Consider the following 19,338-nt stretch of genomic DNA (forward strand, 5'->3'; position numbering starts at 1 on the left):
GACCGTCCCGCGTGCCGACACCCCGAAGGGCACAGCCCGCGCACCCCGCACCCCGCCCACCCCTGGCCGACCTAGATCACCTCGTGTTACCAAGAACCATGCCTGCACACGAGGGACCCGGACACCGGACGTACGACGCCGTCATCGTCGGCGGTGGCCACAACGGCCTGGTCGCCGCCGCCTACCTGGCCCGGGCCGGGCGCTCCGTGCTCGTCCTGGAACGGCTCGACGGCACCGGCGGCGCCGCCGTGTCGACGCGTCCCTTCGCCGGGGTCGACGCCCGGCTGTCCCGGTACTCGTACCTGGTCAGCCTGCTGCCCCGGAAGATCGTGCGGGACCTCGGCCTCGACTTCCGCGTCCGCGGGCGCACCATCTCGTCGTACACCCCCGCCGAACGCGACGGACGCCCCACCGGCCTCCTCGTCGGCGGCGGCGAGCGCCGCACCCGTGACGCCTTCGCCCGGCTGACCGGCGGCGACCGCGAGTACGCGGCCTGGCAGCGGCTCTACGGCATGACCGGCCGCCTCGCGCAGCGGGTCTTCCCCACGCTCACCGAACCGCTGCCCACCCGCGACGAACTGCGCCGACGGGTGGACGACGAGGACGCCTGGCGGATGCTCTTCGAGGAGCCGATCGGTGTCGCGATCGAGGAGAACTTCACCGACGACCTGGTCCGGGGCGTCGTCCTCACCGACGCCCTCATCGGCACCTTCGCCGACGCCCACGACCCCGCGCTCGCCCAGAACCGCTGCTTCCTCTACCACGTCATCGGCGGCGGAACCGGCGCCTGGGACGTGCCCGTCGGCGGCATGGGCGCGCTGACCGACGCGCTCGCCACCGCCGCCCGCGCGGCCGGAGCCGTACTCGCCACCGGGCACGAGGCCGTACGCATCGACACGGACGGCCGCGCCGCCGAGGTCACCTACCGCACCGCCGACGGCGAGGGCACCGTGGCCGCCCGGCACGTCCTGGTCGGCGCGTCCCCGCAGCAGCTGGCCGCCCTCACCGGGGACGAGCCGCCCGCGCCCGCAGAGGGCGCCCAGCTCAAGGTCAACATGCTGCTCAAGCGGCTGCCCCGGCTGCGCGACACCTCCGTCGACCCGCGCGAGGCCTTCGCCGGCACCTTCCACATCGCCGAGGGCTACGACCAACTGGCCGCCGCCCACGCCCAGGCCGCGTCCGGCGCGCTGCCCGCCGCACCGCCCTCCGAGATCTACTGCCACTCGCTCACCGACCCGAGCATCCTCGGCCGGGACCTCGCCGAGAACGGCTACCAGACCCTCACGCTCTTCGGCCTGCACACCCCGGCCCGCCTCTTCGAGCGGGACAACGACGGCGTACGGGACGCGCTGCTGACGGCGACGCTGGCCCAGTTGGACCAGCACCTCGCCGAACCCCTCGCCGACTGCCTGGCCACCGACGCGGACGGCCGCCCCTGCATCGAGGCGAAGACCCCGCTCGACCTGGAACGCGATCTCAGGCTCCCCGGCGGCAACATCTTCCACCGCGAACTGAGCTGGCCCCACGCCCAGGACGGCACCGGCCGGTGGGGCGTCGAGACCCGGCATCCGAACGTCCTGCTGTGCGGGGCGGGCGCGGTCCGCGGCGGGGGCGTGAGCGGGGTGCCAGGACACAACGCGGCGATGGCGGTCCTGGAGACGGGCGAGAGCTGAGGAGGCACCGCCCGGTCGCCCCGTCGGCCGAGAAATCTGACGGAGCATCAGAAAAGGCCTTCCGTCGTCCGGAGGACTGCGGCATTCTGCGCCCATGCAGACGGAGTTGAGCAAGAAACTGGGAGTCGAGCACGCCATTTTCGGCTTCACGCCGTTCCCCGCCGTCGCCGCGGCCATCAGCCGGGCCGGCGGTTTCGGAGTGCTCGGCGCGGTCCGCTACACCGCACCCGACGACCTCAAGCGCGACCTCGACTGGCTGGAGGCACACGTCGAGGGGATGCCGTACGGCCTCGACGTCGTCATGCCGGCGAAGAAGGTGGAAGGCGTCAGCGAGGCCGATGTCGAGGCGATGATCCCGGAAGGGCACCGGCGGTTCGTCACCGAGACCCTGGCCAAGTACGGCGTTCCCGAACTCGCCGAGGGCGAGGTCTCCGGCTGGCGCATCACCGGGTGGATGGAACAGGTCGCCCGCAGCCAGCTCGACGTCGCCTTCGACTACCCGATCAAGCTGCTCGCCAACGCCCTCGGCTCCCCGCCCCCCGACGTCGTCGCCCGCGCCCACGACCGCGACATGCTCGTCGCCGCCCTCGCCGGCAGCGCCCGGCACGCCCGCAAGCACGCGGAGGGCGGCATCGACATCGTCGTGGCCCAGGGCTACGAGGCGGGCGGGCACACCGGTGAGATCGCCTCCATGGTGCTCACACCCGAGGTCGTCGAGGCCGTCGACCCCCTGCCCGTCCTGGCCGCGGGCGGCATCGGCAGCGGACAGCAGGTGGCCGCCGCGCTCAGCCTCGGCGCCCAGGGCGTGTGGCTGGGCTCCCTGTGGCTGACCACCACAGAGGCCGACATGCACTCGCCCGCGGTCACCCGCAAACTGCTCGCCGCCGGGTCCGGCGACACCGTCCGCTCCCGCGCCCTGACCGGCAAACCGGCCCGCCAGCTGCGCACCGAGTGGACCGACGCCTGGGACGACCCGGAAGGACCGGGCACCCTCCCGATGCCGCTGCAGGGCCTGCTGGTCGCCGACGCCGTGACCCGCATCCAGAAGTACGAGATCGAACCGCTCCTCGGCACGCCCGTCGGCCAGATCGTCGGCCGCATGAACAGCGAACGCAGCGTCCAGGCTGTCTTCGACGACCTCACCCGCGGCTTCGAGCAAGCCGTCGACCGCGTCAACCGCATCGCCGGAAGGAGCGGACAGTCGTGAGCACACCTCCCACCGGTTTCTGGGCCCAGGCCGCACAGGACCCCCACCGCACGGTCCTTGTCGCGCCCGACGGCGAGGAGTGGACGGCCGGCCGGCTGCTCGCCGCCACCAACCAGCTCGTCCACGGCCTGCGCGCCGCCGGCCTCGAACGCGGCGACGCCTTCGCGGTCGTGCTGCCCAACGGCGTCGAGTTCTTCACGGCCCATCTGGCCGCCAGCCAGGCCGGGTTCTACCTCGTGCCCGTCAACCACCACTTCGTCGCACCCGAGATCGCCTGGATCGTCGCCGACTCCGGCGCCAAGGTGCTCATCGCGCACGAGCGGTTCGCCGAGCCCGTCCGCCAGGCCGCCGACGAGGCAGGCCTGCCCGCCACCCACCGGTACGCGGTCGGCACGGTCGAGGGCTTCCGGCCGTACGCCCAACTCCTCGAAGGACAGCCGGAGTCGGCGCCCGAGGACCGCACCCTCGGCTGGGTCATGAACTACACCTCCGGCACCACGGGACGCCCCCGGGGCATTCGCCGCCCCCTGCCGGGAAAGCCTCCCGAGTCCGCGTACCTCGGCGGATTCCTCGGCATCTTCGGCATCAAGCCGTTCGACGACAACGTGCACCTGGTCTGCTCGCCGCTCTACCACACGGCCGTCCTCCAGTTCGCGGGCGCGAGCCTGCACATCGGGCACCGCCTGGTCCTGATGGACAAGTGGACACCGGAGGAGATGCTCCGCCTCATCGACCGCGAGAAGTGCACCCACACCCACATGGTCCCCACCCAGTTCCACCGCCTCCTCGCCCTCCCCGAGGACACCCGCGCGCGCTACGACGTCTCGTCCATGCGGCACGCCATCCACGGCGCCGCGCCCTGCCCCGACCACGTCAAGCGGGCGATGATCGACTGGTGGGGCCACTGCGTGGAGGAGTACTACGCGGCCAGCGAGGGCGGCGGTGCCTTCGCGACCGCCGAGGACTGGCTGAAGAAGCCGGGCACGGTCGGCAAGGCGTGGCCCATCAGCGAACTCGCGGTCTTCGACGACGACGGCAACCGGCTCCCGCCCGGTGAACTCGGCACGGTCTACATGAAGATGAGCACCGGCGGCTTCGCCTACCACAAGGACGAGGACAAGACGCGGAAGAACCGCATCGGCGACTTCTTCACCGTCGGCGACCTCGGCTACCTCGACGAGGACGGCTACCTCTTCCTCCGCGACCGCAAGATCGACATGATCATCTCGGGTGGCGTCAACATCTACCCGGCCGAGATCGAGTCCGCGCTCCTCGCCCATCCCGCCGTCGCCGACGCCGCCGCCTTCGGTATCCCGCACGACGACTGGGGCGAGGAGGTCAAGGCCGTCGTCGAACCGTCCCCGGGCCACGAGCCCGGCCCCGCCCTCGCCACCGCCCTCCTCGGCCACTGCGCCGAACAACTCGCCGGCTACAAACGCCCCAAGAGCATCGACTTCATCACCGAGATGCCCCGCGACCCCAACGGCAAGCTCTACAAGCGACGGCTGCGCGAGCCGTACTGGGAGGGACGGACGCGGCCCATGTGAGAGAGCCCGGTGGAGGACCATGTGGTCCCGCCCCCCTGCGGCGCGGGACCGCCCCGGCCGGCTCGCTTGACCTGCCCGGGCGGTGCACCGAGGATCATGTCTCATGACGCCCGGACACGGCAGCACGGTTGACGGGGTACTGCGACGCAGTGCCCGGCGCACTCCCGCACGCGTGGCGGTGGACTACGGCGAGCGCTCCTGGACCTACGGGGAACTCGACGACGCCGTCTCCCGCGCGGCGACCGTGCTCCTCGGCCAGGGACTCACGCCGGGCGACCGGGTCGGCTCCTACGGCCACAACTCGGACGCCTACCTCATCGGCTTCCTCGCCTGCGCCCGCGCGGGCCTCGTGCACGTGCCGGTCAACCACCACCTCACCGGCGACGACCTCGCGTACATCGTCGACCAGTCCGGCAGCGCGCTGGTGCTCACCGACCCGGACCTCGCCGGTCAACTCCCGGACGACGTAAGGACGTTGCCGCTGCGGGACGCGGACGGCTCGCTGCTGGACCGGCTGCCGTCCGCCACGCCGTACGACGGGCCCGAGCCGCGCGCCGAGGACCTGGTGCAGCTGCTCTACACCTCGGGCACGACCGCCCTCCCCAAGGGCGCGATGCTGACCCACCGGGCCCTGGTGCACGAGTACCTGAGCGCGATCACCGCCCTGGACCTGAGCGCCGGGGACCGGCCCGTGCACGCGCTGCCGCTGTACCACTCGGCGCAGATGCACGTGTTCCTGCTGCCCTACCTGGCGGTCGGAGCGACCAACATCATCCTCGACGCGCCCGACGGCGACCGGCTCCTCGACCTGATCGAGGCCGGACGCGTGGACAGCCTGTTCGCCCCGCCCACCGTGTGGATCGGCCTCGCCAACCGGCCCGACTTCGCGAGCCGTGACCTCAGCGGGCTCCGCAAGGCGTACTACGGTGCGTCGATCATGCCGGTGCCCGTCCTGGAACGGCTGCGCGAGCGGCTGCCCGAGCTGGCCTTCTACAACTGCTTCGGGCAGAGCGAGATCGGCCCGCTCGCCACGGTCCTCGGACCCGACGAGCACAAGGGCCGGATGGACTCCTGCGGCCGACCCGTCCTGTTCGTGGACGCGCGGGTGGTCGACGAGGAAGGGAAGGACGTGCCCGACGGCACGCCCGGTGAAGTCGTCTACCGCTCACCGCAGTTGTGCGAGGGCTACTGGGACAAGCCCGAGGAGACGGCCGCCGCCTTCCGCGACGGCTGGTTCCACTCCGGCGACCTCGCGGTACGGGATGCGCACGGCTTCTTCACCGTCGTCGACCGGGTCAAGGACGTCATCAACTCCGGTGGCGTACTGGTCGCTTCACGCCAGGTCGAGGACGCGCTCTACACCCACGAGGGCGTCGCCGAGGTCGCCGTGATCGGCCTCCCCGACGACCGCTGGATCGAGGCCGTCACCGCGGTCGTCGTCCCGCGCGGCGAGGTCACCGAGTCCCAACTCATCGACCACGCACGGGAGAAGCTCCCTCACTTCAAGGCACCCAAGCGCGTCCTGTTCGTGGACGGGCTCCCGCGAAACGCCAGCGGAAAGATCCTGAAGCGGGAGCTGCGGGAGCGGCTCGGCGACTGAGGGTTCCTGGAATGCGGGCGTGCGGGCGGCGCCGGGGCGGGCGTGTGCCTCCGCCCCGGCGGTGCGGCCACGTGCTGGGCACCACGAAGGGCGACGCCTACTTCGCGTACGCCGTCATGAAGCGGTCCCGGAACTTGTCCATGCCCAGCACCGGTGCGCTGTCGGCCGGCTTGAGTCCGTCCGTCCAGCCCCAGCTGGAGATCTTGTCCAGCACCTTCGGGTCGTGGGCGACGATGGTGATCGGCACGTCCCGGTCGGCGGTGCCTCCGGTGACCGTGGGCACCGGCTGGTGATCGCCGAGGAAGACGAGGACGGTGTTCTTGTTGCCGTAGCGCTGGACCCACTGGGTCAGGCTGTCCACGGAGTACTGGATGGCCTTGCGGTACTCGGTCCGCACGCGCTTCGCGCTCTTCCAGACCTCCGTCGGGTTCGTGCCCTCCTTCTTGATCTGGTTGAAGATCGTGCCGTCCCCGAGCTGGTTCCACGGGATCGTGTGGGCGATGGGGGACCAGGGGTTGTGGCTGGAGGCCAGGATGATCTCCGCCATGATCGGGTCGCGGTTCTTCTTGCCGTACTCGAGCTTCTCGAAGGACTCCAGGCTGAACTGGTCCGGCACGGGCGTCCAGCTGAAGTACGGGCCCTGGTAGCCGAGATGGGTCGAGTCGTAGATGTTGTCGAGGCCGAAGTACTTGCCCTCGGGCCACGACTTGCGCACTCCGGGGACGATGCCGACCGTGCGCCAGGCGCCGGTCTTCTGGAAGTAGCTGGTCAGGGTGGCGCGGGTGCTGGTGGTGACGGTCCGGTACCGCTGCTGGTTCTTGATCCACAGGCCGGACAGGAACGTCGAGTGGGCGAGCCAGCTGCCCGCGCCCGTCACCGGCGACCTGAGCCAGGCGCTCCGCGACGAGAACCCGGCCGCCTTCAGCCGGGCGTCGCCCGCCGTGAGCGTCTTGTCCATCTCCGGCCCCATCGCCGGGTCGTCGAGCGCGACCCGGCCGTAGCTCTCGATGAACGTGAACAGCACGTCCTTGCCGCGCAGTCCGTTGAGCAGCTGGACGGGCGGGGTCTTCGCGAAGGCGTCCACCGTGAGCTGCTTCTTGAAGACGTCGGCGTCGCCGAGGCCCTCGCGGACGTACTTCACACGGTTGGAGAGGAACTGGCTGTAGCCCTTGGTGGCGAGGGTGACTCCGCCGACCTGCACGCTCAGGGTGAAGCACATGATCCACGCCACCCCGAGGACGAGTGTGGTGCGCACGGCCGTGGGGCGGTGCGTGGCCAGCACGTCCGCCAGCCGCACCATCGCCAGCGCGCTGCCCGCGAGCACGGCGATCAGCAGGACGATCACCCCGATGATCGCGAGCACCTCGCCCGAGTGACCGAACGAGTCCTTCATCCAGTCCGCCGCGTCGCTCAGCAGGACCCAGTCGAAGACCAGGTCGAACGGCCGCGCCAGCGTCTCGTAGAAGCCCATGTCGAGGCACTTCAGGACGGTGGACAGCCCGACGAACGCACCCGTGACCACGGCCGTGATCCGCCGCGCCCGCGCCGGCAGCACGAGCAGCACGACCGCGAGCACGATGAGTTCCACGGGCAGCCGCAGGAAGGACTGGAACGTCATCCGGTCGAGCCGGTCCGGTACGACGAGCGCGACGAGCAGCAGCACACCGGCCAGCACGCTCGTCCCCACGCGCACGACGCGCGCCGCGAGGGGGAAGCGGGTGCGCCAGCCGAACCAGCCGGGGCGGGAAGCGAGTTGGGGGGAGGGTGCGTCGGTCGGATCCGGGGACGCGGTCACCTCGTCGGTGTCGGTGTCGGTGTCGGTGTCGGCGTCGGTCTCGCCGCTCGGCTCGGGTGGTGTGCTCGGTTCAGCCGGTGCGACCGGGTCGGATGGTTCCCGTCGTTCGGGCGAGGTCGCGGCCTCCGGCGCCGCTGTCGGGTCGGTCTCCCCGGTGGCTTCCCGCTGTGCCGATGGGTGAGAGCGAGTGAAGAGCGGCACCCGAACGTCCTTCCGTGCTGAGCCCGGTGATGGCATGACGGACCTGGCCCGGGCCACCAGATCCGTCACCATCAGTACGGCCGCACGCTACCGCCAGTTCAAGCGGCCCCGCTCGTTGACCCACTGTTGACTCACTGAGCTGCGGCGACCGCGACCTCCCGTGCCCACCGGTAGTCCGCCTTGCCGCTGGGCGACCGCTGGATGGAGTCCGCGTACACCAGTTGGCGCGGGATCTTGTACCCGGCGAGATGGGTACGGCAGTGCGTCTGGATGTCGTCCAGGGACGGCCGCTCCGCACCCGGGCGCAGTTGTACGACGGCGGCGACATGGTTGCCCCACTTCGGGTCCGGCACCCCGGCCACGAGCGCGTCGTACACATCCGGATGCGACTTGAGCGCCTGCTCGACCTCCTCCGGATACACCTTCTCCCCGCCGGTGTTGATGCACTGCGAGCCCCGGCCGAGGACCGTGACGACGCCCTCGTCGTCCACGGTCGCCATGTCGCCGAGCAGGACCCACCGCCTGCCGCCCTTCTCGAAGAAGGTCTCGGCGGTTTTCCGCGGGTCGTTGTAGTAGCCGAGCGGCACATGCCCGCACTGGGCGACCCGGCCGATCTCACCGACGGCGACGGGTTCGTACGTGGCCGGATCGACCACCTGTGTACGGGAGTTGACCCGGATGCGGAAGGACTTCCCGGCGCCGGAGTCGGCCGTCGCCGTGCCGTTGAAGCCCGATTCGGACGAGCCGTAGTTGTTCAGCAGCATCGTGTTGGGGAGCAGTTCCTGGAACTGCCGGCGCACCGTCTCCGACATGATCGCGCCGGACGACGAGACGCTGAACATCGCCGAGCAGTCGGTGCCCCTCATGGGCCCGTTGAGGGCGTCGATGAGAGGGCGCAGCATCGCGTCGCCGACCAGGGACATGCTGGTGACCTTCTCCTTCTCGATGGTCCGCAGCACCTCCTCCGGCACGAACTTGCGGTGGATCACGACGCGTTGGCCGAAGTTGAAGCCGATGAACGCGGTCAGCGTGGAGGTGCCGTGCATCAGCGGGGGAGTGGGGAAGAACGTGATCCCCGCCCCGCCGGCCGCGACCCGCTCGGCCAGCTCCTCCGGTTTCCCGACCGGTTCACCGGTCGGCGCACCGCCGCCGAGTCCCGAGAAGAACAGGTCCTCCTGACGCCACATCACACCCTTGGGCATCCCGGTCGTGCCGCCGGTGTAGATGATGAACTGGTCGTCCGCCGACCGTGCCGGGAAGCCGCGCCCGGGCGACCCGGTGGCCTCGGCGTCCGTGAAGGCCACGGCGGGCACTTCGGGACCCGCCGCGGGCGGCGCTCCCACCCGGACCAGGTGCCGCAGTCGCTCCGCGCGCGGCAGCGCGGCGGCCACCCGCTCGGTGAACTCCGCGTCGAAGACCAGTGCCACGAGATCGGCGTCCCGGTAGAGGTACACCAACTCCTCTTCGACGTAGCGGTAGTTGACGTTGACGGGGACGACCCGCGCTTTGAGGCAGCCCAGTACCGTCTGCAGGTACTCGACGCCGTTGTAGAGATGGAGCCCGAGATGCTCACCCGGGCGGATGCCGGTGTCGATCAGATGATGGGCGATGCGGTTGGCCGCCGCGTCCAGCTCCGCGTAGGTCAGGCGGCGTTCCGCGCCCGTACCCGGGTGGTCGATGTACACGAGCGCCTCGCGGTCCGGGACCACGTCGACGACCGACTCGAACAGGTCGGCAATGTTGTACTCCACCACTCCTCCTGACGTCGGTTCGCCGGTCATCAGAGCAAAGGGCGCGGCAACTGTGAAGGGTCCGCGCACAAGAAATCTGACTGAGTGTCAGAAACCTCTTGTACTGCCACGGTGCCTCCTGCAACCTGTTCTCGTTCGGCAGGCGGTACGGCGACGGGAGGACGGCAATGGGCGGTACGGAACACCTGACCGTGCGGCGTGAGGGCGCCACGCTCGTGCTCACGCTCAACAGGCCCGAGGCCAAGAACGCGCTCTCGCTGCCGATGCTGGTCGGGCTGTACGACGGATGGATCGAGGCCGACGCGGACGACACGGTGCGGTCGATCGTGCTGACGGGCGCGGGGGGTTCGTTCTGCGCCGGCATGGACCTCAAGGCCCTCGCCGGCAAGGGGATGGACGGGCAGGAGTACCGCGATCGGCTCACCGCCGACCCGGATCTGCACTGGAAGGCGATGCTGCGCCACCATCGGCCCCGCAAACCGGTGATCGCCGCGGTCGAGGGGTACTGCGTGGCCGGCGGTACGGAGATCCTTCAGGGCACCGACATCCGGGTCGCGGGGGAGTCGGCGACCTTCGGGCTGTTCGAGGTGAAGCGCGGGCTGTTCCCGATCGGGGGGTCGACCGTGCGGCTCCAGCGGCAGATTCCGCGTACGCATGCGCTGGAGATGCTGCTCACCGGGCGGCCGTACAGCGCTCGTGAGGCGGCGGACGTCGGCTTGGTCGGGCATGTCGTGCCGGACGGCGCCGCCCTCGACAAGGCGCTGGAGATCGCCGAACTCGTCAACTCGTGCGGGCCGTTGGCGGTCGAGGCGGTCAAGGCGTCGGTGTACGAGACAGCGGAGCTGACCGAGACGGAGGGGCTTGCGGCCGAGCTCAAACGGGGGTGGCCGGTGTTCGACACCGCCGATGCCAAGGAGGGGGCGCGTGCCTTTGCTGAGAAACGGCCGCCTGTCTATAAGCGGGCGTAGGAATTCCGCTCGTAGGTCCGGTTGTGTCTGCGGGTTCGTTGTGGCTGGTCGCGCAGTTCCTCGCGCCCCCAGGTGGGCGTCCTTGCCGCCATTTTCCCAGTCAGAGGAGATGCCATGCCCGAAATACTCAAAGCGCCCCTCGTCCTTGAGTTTCCCTTCACTCGCTCTCTCGGCCCCGTCCAGAGCGCATTCCTCACCGGGCTGCGCGAGCGGGTCGTCCTCGGGGTGAGGACAGGGGACGGGCGGACCCTCGTGCCTCCCGTGGAGTACGACCCCGTCACCGCCGAGGAGATCCGGGACCTCGTCGAGGTCGGGGACAGCGGGACGGTCACCACCTGGGCCTGGAACCACGAACCCCGGCGCGGACAGCCGCTCGGCACGCCCTTCGCGTGGGTGCTGGTCCGGCTCGACGGCGCCGACACCGCCCTGCTGCACGCCCTGGACGTCCCGGGCCCGGATGCCGTGCGCAGCGGCATGCGCGTGCGCGTCCGGTGGGCCGGGGAACGTAACGGCGCCATCACCGACATCGCCTGCTTCGAGCCGTACGACGGCGACGAGGGGCGTCAACCCGGCTCCCACAACGGTGAGTTCGAGGACATGGTCACCGGCATCGTGGCCGAGGCGCGGCTCGACTACGTCTACTCGCCAGGCCGGGCCCAGACCGACTACATCCGCGCCCTCTCCGAACAGCGCACCGTCGGGGAACGCTGCCCCTCCTGCCGCAAGGTGTACGTCCCGCCCAGGGGTGCGTGCCCCACCTGCGGGGTCGCCACGGCGGAACATGTCGAAGTGGGTCCGCGGGGCACGGTGACGACGTTCTGCATCGTCAACATCAAGGCGAAGAACCTCGACATCGAGGTGCCGTACGTCTACGCGCACATCGCCCTCGACGGCGCCGACCTCGCGCTGCACGGGCGGATCGGCGGGATTCCGTACGACCAGGTGCGCATGGGGCTGCGGGTCGAGGCGGTGTGGAGCGAGGGGGGCCGCTATCCGGACCACTACCGGCCGACCGGTGAACCAGACGCCGACTACGACGCCTACAAGGAGCTGCTGTGATGTCAGGAGACGCCGCACCGCGTGAGATCGCCGTCGTCGCCTTCGCGCAGACCGACCACCGGCGGACCACCGACGAGCTGTCCGAGGTGGAGATGCTGATGCCGGTGCTGCACGGCGTCCTCGAACAGACCGGCCTCAAGACCGCCGACATCGACTTCACCTGCTCCGGCTCCAGCGACTACCTGGCCGGCCGCGCCTTCTCCTTCACCCTCGCCCTCGACGGCGTCGGAGCCTGGCCGCCGATCTCCGAGTCGCACGTCGAGATGGACGGCGCCTGGGCGCTCTACGAGGCCTGGGTCAAACTCGTCACCGGTGACGCGGACACCGCGCTGGTGTACTCGTACGGCAAGTCGTCCCCCGGCTCCGTACGCGACGTCCTGACACGGCAGTTGGACCCGTACTACGTCGCCCCGCTGTGGCCGGACTCCGTCGCCCTGGCCGCCCTCCAGGCCCAGGCACTCATCGACGCCGGCGACACCGACGAACCCGCGCTCGCCGCCGTAGCGGCCCGCAGCCGGACCGACGCCAGCGCCAACTCCCACGCACAGGTGCGGGGTTCGGTGCCGCAGGGCGACTACGTCGTACGCCCGCTGCGCACCGGCGACTGCCCGCCGGTCGGTGACGGCGCCGCCGCCGTGATCCTCGCGGCCGGCGACCGGGCCCGTGAACTGTGCCGACGGCCCGCCTGGATCAGGGGGATCGACCACCGCATCGAGGCACACGGCCTCGGCGTACGGGAGTTGACCGACTCACCGTCCGCACGGCTCGCCGCCGAGAGGGCCGGAGCGTTCGAACGGCCTGTGGACACCGCCGAGTTGCACGCGCCGTTCACCGCGCAGGAGATCGTCCTGCGCAAGGCGCTGCGCCTCGGCGACGACGTACGCGTCAACCCGTCCGGGGGCGCCCTCGCCGCCAACCCCGTCATGGCCGCCGGGCTCATCCGCATCGGCGAGGCCGCCGCCCGCATCCACCGGGGCGAGTCCGACCGGGCCCTCGCCCACGCGACCTCCGGTCCCTGTCTGCAGCAGAACCTGGTCGCCGTACTCGAAGGGGATCCGCGATGAGCAAGGAGCCCGTGGCCGTCGTAGGGATCGGCCAGACCAAGCACGTCGCCGCGCGGCGGGACGTGTCGATCGCGGGGCTGGTCCGGGAGGCGGCCCAACGTGCCCTGGACGACGCCGAGTTGACGTGGGCCGACATCGACGCCGTCGTCATCGGGAAGGCACCCGACTTCTTCGAGGGCGTCATGATGCCCGAGCTGTACCTCGCGGACGCGCTCGGCGCCGTGGGGAAGCCGATGCTGCGGGTGCACACCGCCGGTTCCGTGGGCGGGTCCACGGCGCTCGTCGCCGCGAACCTCGTCGCGGCCCGGGTGCACGGCACCGTGCTCACGCTGGCCTTCGAGAAGCAGTCCGAGTCGAACGCCATGTGGGGCCTGTCCCTGCCCATTCCCTTCCAACAGCCGTTGCTCGCGGGTGCGGGCGGGTTCTTCGCGCCGCATGTGCGGGCCTACATGCGGCGGACGGGGGCGCCCGACACGGTCGGCTCGCTGGTCGCGTACAAGGACCGGCGCAACGCGCTGAAGAACCCGTACGCGCATCTCCACGAGCACGACATCACGCTGGAGAAGGTCCAGGCCTCGCCGATGCTGTGGGACCCGATCCGGTACTCGGAGACCTGCCCGTCCTCGGACGGCGCGTGCGCCATGGTGTTCACCGACCGGGCCGGCGCGGCTCGCGCACCGCGTCCGGCGGCCTGGATGCACGGGGGCGCCATGCGCAGTGAACCCACACTGTTCGCCGGAAAGGATTGTGTGTCGCCACAGGCCGGCAAGGACTGTGCGGCCGACGTGTACCGGCAGGCCGGGATCGCCGATCCGCGCCGGGACATCGACGCCGTCGAGATGTACGTGCCGTTCTCCTGGTACGAGCCCATGTGGCTGGAGAACCTCGGCTTCGCCGACGAGGGAGAGGGCTGGAAACTCACCGAATCGGGGGTGACCGAACTGGACGGCGACCTTCCCGTGAACATGTCAGGGGGCGTGCTGTCGACCAATCCGATCGGCGCCTCGGGCATGATCCGCTTCGCGGAGGCCGCCCTCCAGGTGCGGGGCCAGGCCGGAGAACACCAGGTGGAAGGCGCACGGCGGGTTCTCGGGCACGCCTACGGCGGCGGATCGCAGTTCTTCGCGATGTGGCTCGTGGGCAGCGAACCCCCCACCTCCTGAAAGGTCCCCCTCACGTGGCCTGTTGGCATCAGAAGCCGATCGCTAGGCTGGCCGCGGACGACGAATCGGGAGGAGCACGGACGTGGCCGAGAGCACCATCCAGCAGCACCCGCTTGCGGGCTGGGACAAGCCGGAGCTGGACCTCAGTGACGCCGATTGGCACTCGAGCAGCCGTGGCCTGGGGGATGTCCAGATCGCCTTTGTCGAGGGATTCATCGCGATGCGCAACAGCGGCCGCCCGGAGAGCCCTTCCTTGATCTTCACGCCCGCGGAATGGGGCGCGTTCGTGTCGGGGGCGCGGGAAGGGGAGTTCGACCTCACCTGAAGGTGACGGTTCCCCGGCGGATCACCCGGGGGAAGCGCGCACGCATGGGCAAGGGTGTCCCGCGCGAATTTCCGGACACGCGACCTTGAGAGCCCTTCCGGGGCCGGCGGCTGAGCCAGGCTGGTCCCGGAGGGGGAGGTCCCGTTACTCCGGAGGTGAGGAACCCCATGAGCACCCTGCCGGTCATCGCGGCGGTCGACGGTTCGGACGACAGCCTGCGCGCCCTGGACTGGGCCGCCGACGCGGCCCACGGACGCGGCGCGCCGCTGCGGGTGGTCCATGTCTGGCAGTACGCCGCCGCCTGGACACCGCCCGGCGTCCTGGTCGCCGGACCGCCGGAACCGGACGAGGACGAGGTGCTCGGCCAGGTCCGCAAGCATCTCGCAGCGCGTACCGACGACCGGCCGGTCACGGAGTACGTCCGGACGCAGGGCGCACCCGGCGCCGTCCTGCCCGAACTCGGCTCCTCCGCCCAGCTGTTGGTGCTCGGCTCGCGCGGCCGGGGCGGCTTCGCCAGCCTCCTGCTCGGCTCGAACGGCATGGCCGCCGCCCGTGACGCGGACTGCCCCGTCGTCGTGGTGCCCCGGCCCGGACGCGAGGTGCACGGCGAGGTCCCGGCCGGACCCGGACCCCGCGTGGTCGTCGGCCTCCAGGTGGACAGCCCCGACGAGACCACCCTCTCCTTCGCCTTCGCCGAGGCAGCCCTGCGCGGCGCCCGCCTCCAGGTCGTCGCCGCCTACCCGTGGCCGCCGCAGGCGTGGTCGGCCCCCGGCGAACTCGTCCCGCCGGTCATCGACCAGGACGCCGTGGAGGACGAGACCCGCACCCTCACCGAGGCCCTCCTCGTCCCGCACCGCGAACTCCACCCGGACGTCGACACCGAGTCGTACGTCGCCCCGGGCGACGCGGCCGGCCATCTCGTCGCCGCCTCCGAGAACGCCGACCTCGTCGTGGTCGGCCGCCACCGCCGCCGTCTGCTCTCCCCGGCCCGCCTGCTCGGCTCGGTCACCCAGGCGGTCCTGCTGCACGCGGCGAGCCCGGTCGCCGTGGTACCGCCCACACCGCCGGAGGAGTGACCGACTCCCTTTCCCCTACGACGACTTGCCCGCCGGTGTCACACCGTACGTGCCCCACCGCACGGTCGCACCGGCGGGCGAGCCGCCGGTCACGGCCACAGCAACTGCTTGTGCCAGCCCCCGGCTTCCCGCAGGTACACCAGCCGCGTGTGCCGCCGCTCCTTGTCGCCCTGCCAGAACTCGACCGACTCCGGCCGCACCGTGTGCAGGGTCCAGCCGGGTGCCACGAGGTCCGGTTCGTCCTCCAGCCGCTCCAGCGACTCCTTCACGGCGGCGTCCCGTGCTGCGAGATCCGAGAGCGGCTGCGACTGACGGCCGACCAGCGCCTCCGCGCGGGCGCCGGTGCTCCGGGCGAGGAAGTCCGCCGCGCTGTCCCGCGCGTCCGCCGCCACCACGGGACCGCGCACCCGGACCTGGCGGGCGAGCGGCGACCAGTAGAACGTCAGCGCGGCGAACGGCCGTCGGGCGAGATCGCGGGCCTTGACGCTCCCGCCGTCCGACGCGAACCGCCAGCCCCCGGGCCCAACGCCCTTGAGGATCAACGTCCTTGCCGTCGGGTTGCCGTCCGCACCGGCCGTCGACACCGTCATCGCGTGCGGCTCGCGCACCCCGGCCTCCAGCGCCCCCAGCAGCCACTCCGTGAACAGCTCGGACGGGGTGTCCGGCGAGATCAGCGGGTCGAAGACGGGCAGTTCACCCGCGAAGACCTCAATGTCGCGCAGCAGTTGCCGTAGATCGTCCATCGATACTCCCCCGTGCCTCCGCCGTCCCCCGGGACCCGGGAGAACCGGCCGGTACGCTTTCGGTCACTAGCGGGTCGCGCCACCTTCGGAAAGCGTACGCTGAGGTCCCTGTAGCTCACGGTACGCGTTCGCTCCCCGCGCGGACGCACCGCCGTGGCAGGGGGTATGGCATGGGGCAGCGGAGCGCGCGCAGTCGACGGACACTCTTCGAACGGGAGAGTGAACTCGCCGCCGTGGACGAGGCGTTGGGCGAACTGACGGGTCTGCGCACGGACGGCGGTGAACCGGAGGACCGCCCGCGCGGTGCCCTGCTCGCCTTCGCGGGACGGGCCGGCATCGGCAAGACGACCGTCCTCACCGAAGTGCGCCGCCGTGCCGCGGCCCGGGGCTGCACCGTGCTCTCCGCGCGCGGCGGCGACCAGGAGCAGCGCGTCGCCTTCCACGTCGCCCGCCAGCTGCTGCAGCCGCAGTTCGCCGGCTCGGCCGACGCCGATCTCCGCGCCGCGCTGGGCAGTTGGTACGACATCGTCGGCCCCGCCCTCGGACTGTGCGCGCCCACCCAGGGTTCCCCGCCCGACCAGCAGGGTCTGCGTGACGGCCTCGACTGGGTGCTCACCCACCTCGTGGTGAAGCGCGCCCCGATGGTCCTCGTCCTCGACGACGCGCACTGGGCCGACCCCGAGTCCCTGGGCTGGCTGGCCGCGTTCGCACCCCGCGCCGAGCAGCTCCCGCTGCTGGTCGTCGTCGCCTACCGGCCCGACGAACTCCCCTCCCACGCCGAGTCGTTCAGGGGACTGCCCGGCCGGGCCGGGGTCCGCCCCCTCGACCTGGAGCCGCTCAGCGTCGAGGCCGTCACCGAGCTCGTGCGGGAGACGCTCGGTGAGCACGCCGACGACGCGTTCTGCCACGAGTGCTGGGCCGTCACCTCAGGCAACCCCTTCGAGGCCGTCGAACTCACCGCCAAGGTCCACGACCGCGGCCTGACCCCCACCGAGGCAGGGGCCCACCAACTGCGCGACCTCGCCGCCGCCGTCAAGGGCAGCGGCCTCCTCACGCGCCTCGAACGCCTCGGCACCTCGACCGTCCGCTTCGCCTGGGCCTGCGCCGTCCTCGGCACCGAGACCCATCCGATGCTCGCCGCCGCCGTCGCCGGGCTCGGCCACGAGGAGGCGGCCGACGCCGCCGACGCACTGCGCGGTGCGCGCATCCTCACCGGGACCCCGACCGCCTCGGGCCGGCTGGAGTTCGTGCACCCGCTGATCGCCACCGCCGTCTACCGGGCCATCCCCGCGGGCGTCCGCGTCGCCCTGCACGGCCAGGCCGCCTGGTGCGTCATCAACGAAGGCCAGGGCCCCTCCGCCGCCGCCCGCCACCTCATGGAGACCCACCCCGACGGCGACAACTGGGTGGTCCAGCAACTGCGCGCCGCGGCCGGCGAGACCCTGCGCGCGGGCGCTCCCGACACCGCCCGCACCTACCTCGCCCGCGCCCTGCGCGAGCCCCCGCCCTTCGACGACCGGGCCGCCGTCCTCTACGAACTGGGCAGCGCCTCCCTGCTCACCGAACCGGCGACCACCGTCAACCATCTCCGGGCCGCCCTCGAAGAGCCGATCAGCGACGCCGGTCTGCGGCAGAACATCGTCTACCGCCTCTCCCAGGTCCTCGCCCACAGCGACCGCCTCGCCGAAGCCTCCGAGACCCTCGCCCGCGAGATCCGCGTCACCGACGACGCCCGGGTCAAACTCCGTATGCTCTCCGAGCAGTTCATGTGGGACGCGTTCCGCGCCGACGAACCCGACCACCCCTCGCGCTCCCGCCGCCTCACCAAACTCGCCGACCGGCTCAAGGGCCGCGACCTCACCGAGCGGTACATCATCGGCCTGCGCACCTGGGACGCCGTACTCCGTGGGGAACCCGCACATGTGGCGCTGCACCATGCCGAGCGCGCGCTGCGTGGTGGCCTCGGCTGGGCCGAGGCCGACCGCGGGTTCGAGGTGCCGGTGCTGGTCGCCCTCGCGTTCATGTACTGCGACCGGCCCGGCCGAGCCGAGGAACTCTTCGCCACCGGCATCGCCGACTTCGAACAACAGGGCTGGCGCGGCGCCCACCTGTCCTTCGGCTACACCCTCCTCGGCTACCTCCGCTACCGGCGCGGCCGCCTCGCCGAGGCCGAGGACTTCGCCCGCGCGGGCCTGCGCCTCGCCGAACGCGTCGGACCCGGCACCCCCGTCTACTGGTACGGCACCGGCATCCTCATCGAGGTCCTGCTCGCCCGCGGCCGGGTCGAGGAGGCCACCCGCCTCGCCGCGGACCACGACTTCGCGGAGCCCTTCCCTGCGGCCGTGGTCTTCCCGGACGCCCAGATCGTCCACGGCGAGCTGCTCCTCGCCCGCGGCCTCGCCGAGGAGGCCGCCGCCGAGCTGGCCTCCGCCGGCCGCCGCCTCGACCCGCGCGGCATCCGCAACCCGGCCTGGTGCCCCTGGCAGCTCCACCTCGCCCGCGCCGAACGGCACGACACCCCCGAGCGCGCCGTCGTCACCGCCCAGGAAGCGGTCGCCCGCGCCCGCCAGTTCGGCACCCCGTCCGCCATCGGCCAGGCCCTGCGCATCGCCGCCGAGGTCTCCTCCGGCTCGGCCCGCGTCAAACTCCTCGAAGAGGCCGTCACCCACCTCGAACGCTCCCCGGCCGCCTACGAGTTGGCCTGCGCCCTGGTCGCCCTCGGCACCGAACTCCGCCGCACCGGCAGGTCCGGGGAAGCCGGCGACCACCTCTACCGGGGCCTCGACGCGGCCGTCCAGTGCGGCGCCGACGGCCTGGCCGACACCACCCGCGCCGAACTGGCAGCGGCAGGCCTGCGCCCCCGGCGCCTCCACAGCACGGAGACCGACACCCTCACCACCCAGGAACGCACCGCCGCGACCCTGGCCGCGAAAGGCCGCACGGACCACGAGATCGCCGTGGAACTCCAGACGGACGAACAGACGGCAGTACGTCTCCTGTCAGCGGCCTACCGCAAGCTGGGCACGGAGCACACCGGCCTGGAAACGGCACTGATCGAACCGACGTAGGGCCGACCCCCTCAGGGGTGCGAGGCCGGGTCGGCAGGAGGCGGCAGCCGACCACGCACCTGCGGCGGAACCACGGCCCCACCGCCGGACGGCACCCC

The 19,338-nt window shown here is 71.5% G+C and carries 14 protein-coding genes; 11 read left to right on the forward strand and 3 right to left on the reverse strand.

Features of this window, described 5'->3' with window-relative positions; all coding sequences use genetic code 11:
• Positions 1-98: 98 nt before the first annotated feature.
• The 4 genes from ACIPTO_RS29520 to ACIPTO_RS29535 all read left to right on the forward strand — a co-directional run bounded on the left by ACIPTO_RS29520 (position 99) and on the right by ACIPTO_RS29535 (position 6,027).
• Complete coding sequence (locus ACIPTO_RS29520) at positions 99-1,673, forward strand: phytoene desaturase family protein (protein WP_401197103.1); 1,575 nt, start codon at positions 99-101, stop codon at positions 1,671-1,673.
• A gap of 94 nt (positions 1,674-1,767) precedes the next feature.
• Positions 1,768-2,880, forward strand: a complete 1,113-nt coding sequence (locus ACIPTO_RS29525; RefSeq protein ID WP_401197106.1) for an NAD(P)H-dependent flavin oxidoreductase — start codon at positions 1,768-1,770, stop codon at positions 2,878-2,880.
• The gene (locus tag ACIPTO_RS29530) at positions 2,877-4,427 is read left to right on the forward strand and encodes an acyl-CoA synthetase (RefSeq protein WP_401197109.1); all 1,551 of its coding nucleotides are present in this window, start codon (positions 2,877-2,879) and stop codon (positions 4,425-4,427) included. Before ACIPTO_RS29525 ends, ACIPTO_RS29530 begins: the two co-directional genes overlap by 4 nt.
• Positions 4,428-4,530: 103 nt before the next feature.
• Complete coding sequence (locus ACIPTO_RS29535; RefSeq protein ID WP_401197111.1) at positions 4,531-6,027, forward strand: acyl-CoA synthetase; 1,497 nt, start codon at positions 4,531-4,533, stop codon at positions 6,025-6,027.
• A gap of 97 nt (positions 6,028-6,124) precedes the next feature.
• Here ACIPTO_RS29535 and ACIPTO_RS29540 read toward each other — a convergent pair whose 3' ends face one another.
• Together ACIPTO_RS29540 and ACIPTO_RS29545 are read right to left on the reverse strand one after the other, a co-directional pair.
• Entirely contained in the window at positions 6,125-8,023 is a 1,899-nt protein-coding gene (locus tag ACIPTO_RS29540) for a sulfatase (RefSeq protein WP_401197113.1), read from the reverse strand.
• Positions 8,024-8,154: 131 nt separating this feature from the next.
• Entirely contained in the window at positions 8,155-9,774 is a 1,620-nt protein-coding gene (locus tag ACIPTO_RS29545) for an acyl-CoA synthetase (protein WP_401197116.1), read from the reverse strand.
• A gap of 167 nt (positions 9,775-9,941) precedes the next feature.
• On the opposite strand from ACIPTO_RS29545, the gene ACIPTO_RS29550 reads away from it, so the two are divergent.
• The 6 genes from ACIPTO_RS29550 (at position 9,942) to ACIPTO_RS29575 (ending at position 15,429) form a co-directional block, all read left to right on the forward strand.
• Positions 9,942-10,742, forward strand: coding sequence for a crotonase/enoyl-CoA hydratase family protein (locus ACIPTO_RS29550; protein ID WP_401197118.1), 801 nt, complete (start codon positions 9,942-9,944; stop codon positions 10,740-10,742).
• Positions 10,743-10,856: 114 nt separating this feature from the next.
• Positions 10,857-11,801: a Zn-ribbon domain-containing OB-fold protein gene (locus ACIPTO_RS29555; RefSeq protein WP_401197121.1), complete on the forward strand. Its 945-nt coding sequence runs from the start codon at positions 10,857-10,859 to the stop codon at positions 11,799-11,801.
• Positions 11,801-12,865 (forward strand): thiolase domain-containing protein, encoded by a 1,065-nt coding sequence (locus tag ACIPTO_RS29560; RefSeq protein WP_401197123.1) that lies wholly within the window; start codon positions 11,801-11,803, stop codon positions 12,863-12,865. Before ACIPTO_RS29555 ends, ACIPTO_RS29560 begins: the two co-directional genes overlap by 1 nt.
• Positions 12,862-14,028 carry a thiolase domain-containing protein gene (locus ACIPTO_RS29565; protein ID WP_401197126.1) on the forward strand — a complete coding sequence of 389 codons (1,167 nt, stop codon included), beginning with the start codon at positions 12,862-12,864 and terminating at the stop codon, positions 14,026-14,028. Before ACIPTO_RS29560 ends, ACIPTO_RS29565 begins: the two co-directional genes overlap by 4 nt.
• 82 nt (positions 14,029-14,110) lie before the next feature.
• The gene (locus tag ACIPTO_RS29570; RefSeq protein ID WP_037740657.1) at positions 14,111-14,353 is read left to right on the forward strand and encodes a DUF397 domain-containing protein; all 243 of its coding nucleotides are present in this window, start codon (positions 14,111-14,113) and stop codon (positions 14,351-14,353) included.
• A 167-nt stretch (positions 14,354-14,520) separates the two neighbouring features.
• Positions 14,521-15,429: a universal stress protein gene (locus ACIPTO_RS29575; protein ID WP_401197128.1), complete on the forward strand. Its 909-nt coding sequence runs from the start codon at positions 14,521-14,523 to the stop codon at positions 15,427-15,429.
• Positions 15,430-15,518: 89 nt separating this feature from the next.
• Here ACIPTO_RS29575 and ACIPTO_RS29580 read toward each other — a convergent pair whose 3' ends face one another.
• Positions 15,519-16,172: a pyridoxal 5'-phosphate synthase gene (locus ACIPTO_RS29580; protein ID WP_401197130.1), complete on the reverse strand. Its 654-nt coding sequence runs from the start codon at positions 16,170-16,172 to the stop codon at positions 15,519-15,521.
• 170 nt (positions 16,173-16,342) lie between these two features.
• Here ACIPTO_RS29580 and ACIPTO_RS29585 point away from each other — a divergent pair, with 170 nt between their 5' ends.
• The gene (locus tag ACIPTO_RS29585) at positions 16,343-19,240 is read left to right on the forward strand and encodes an ATP-binding protein (protein WP_401197133.1); all 2,898 of its coding nucleotides are present in this window, start codon (positions 16,343-16,345) and stop codon (positions 19,238-19,240) included.
• The last annotated feature ends 98 nt before the right edge of the window (positions 19,241-19,338 follow it).

The sequence above is a fragment of the Streptomyces sp. NPDC090083 genome, from assembly GCF_044747445.1.
Classification (GTDB): domain Bacteria; phylum Actinomycetota; class Actinomycetes; order Streptomycetales; family Streptomycetaceae; genus Streptomyces.

Bases quoted from the DNA above. Each gene is read 5' to 3' on its own strand.
- ACIPTO_RS29565 (WP_401197126.1), top strand. From the start codon at position 12,862: ATGAGCAAGGAGCCCGTGGCCGTCGTAGGGATCGGCCAGACCAAGCAC.
- ACIPTO_RS29535 (WP_401197111.1), top strand. From the start codon at position 4,531: ATGACGCCCGGACACGGCAGCACGGTTGACGGGGTACTGCGACGCAGT.
- ACIPTO_RS29520 (WP_401197103.1), top strand. From the start codon at position 99: ATGCCTGCACACGAGGGACCCGGACACCGGACGTACGACGCCGTCATC.
- ACIPTO_RS29560 (WP_401197123.1), top strand. From the start codon at position 11,801: ATGTCAGGAGACGCCGCACCGCGTGAGATCGCCGTCGTCGCCTTCGCG.
- ACIPTO_RS29555 (WP_401197121.1), top strand. From the start codon at position 10,857: ATGCCCGAAATACTCAAAGCGCCCCTCGTCCTTGAGTTTCCCTTCACT.
- ACIPTO_RS29550 (WP_401197118.1), top strand. From the start codon at position 9,942: ATGGGCGGTACGGAACACCTGACCGTGCGGCGTGAGGGCGCCACGCTC.
- ACIPTO_RS29580 (WP_401197130.1), bottom strand. From the start codon at position 16,172: ATGGACGATCTACGGCAACTGCTGCGCGACATTGAGGTCTTCGCGGGT.
- ACIPTO_RS29585 (WP_401197133.1), top strand. From the start codon at position 16,343: ATGGGGCAGCGGAGCGCGCGCAGTCGACGGACACTCTTCGAACGGGAG.
- ACIPTO_RS29525 (WP_401197106.1), top strand. From the start codon at position 1,768: ATGCAGACGGAGTTGAGCAAGAAACTGGGAGTCGAGCACGCCATTTTC.
- ACIPTO_RS29575 (WP_401197128.1), top strand. From the start codon at position 14,521: ATGAGCACCCTGCCGGTCATCGCGGCGGTCGACGGTTCGGACGACAGC.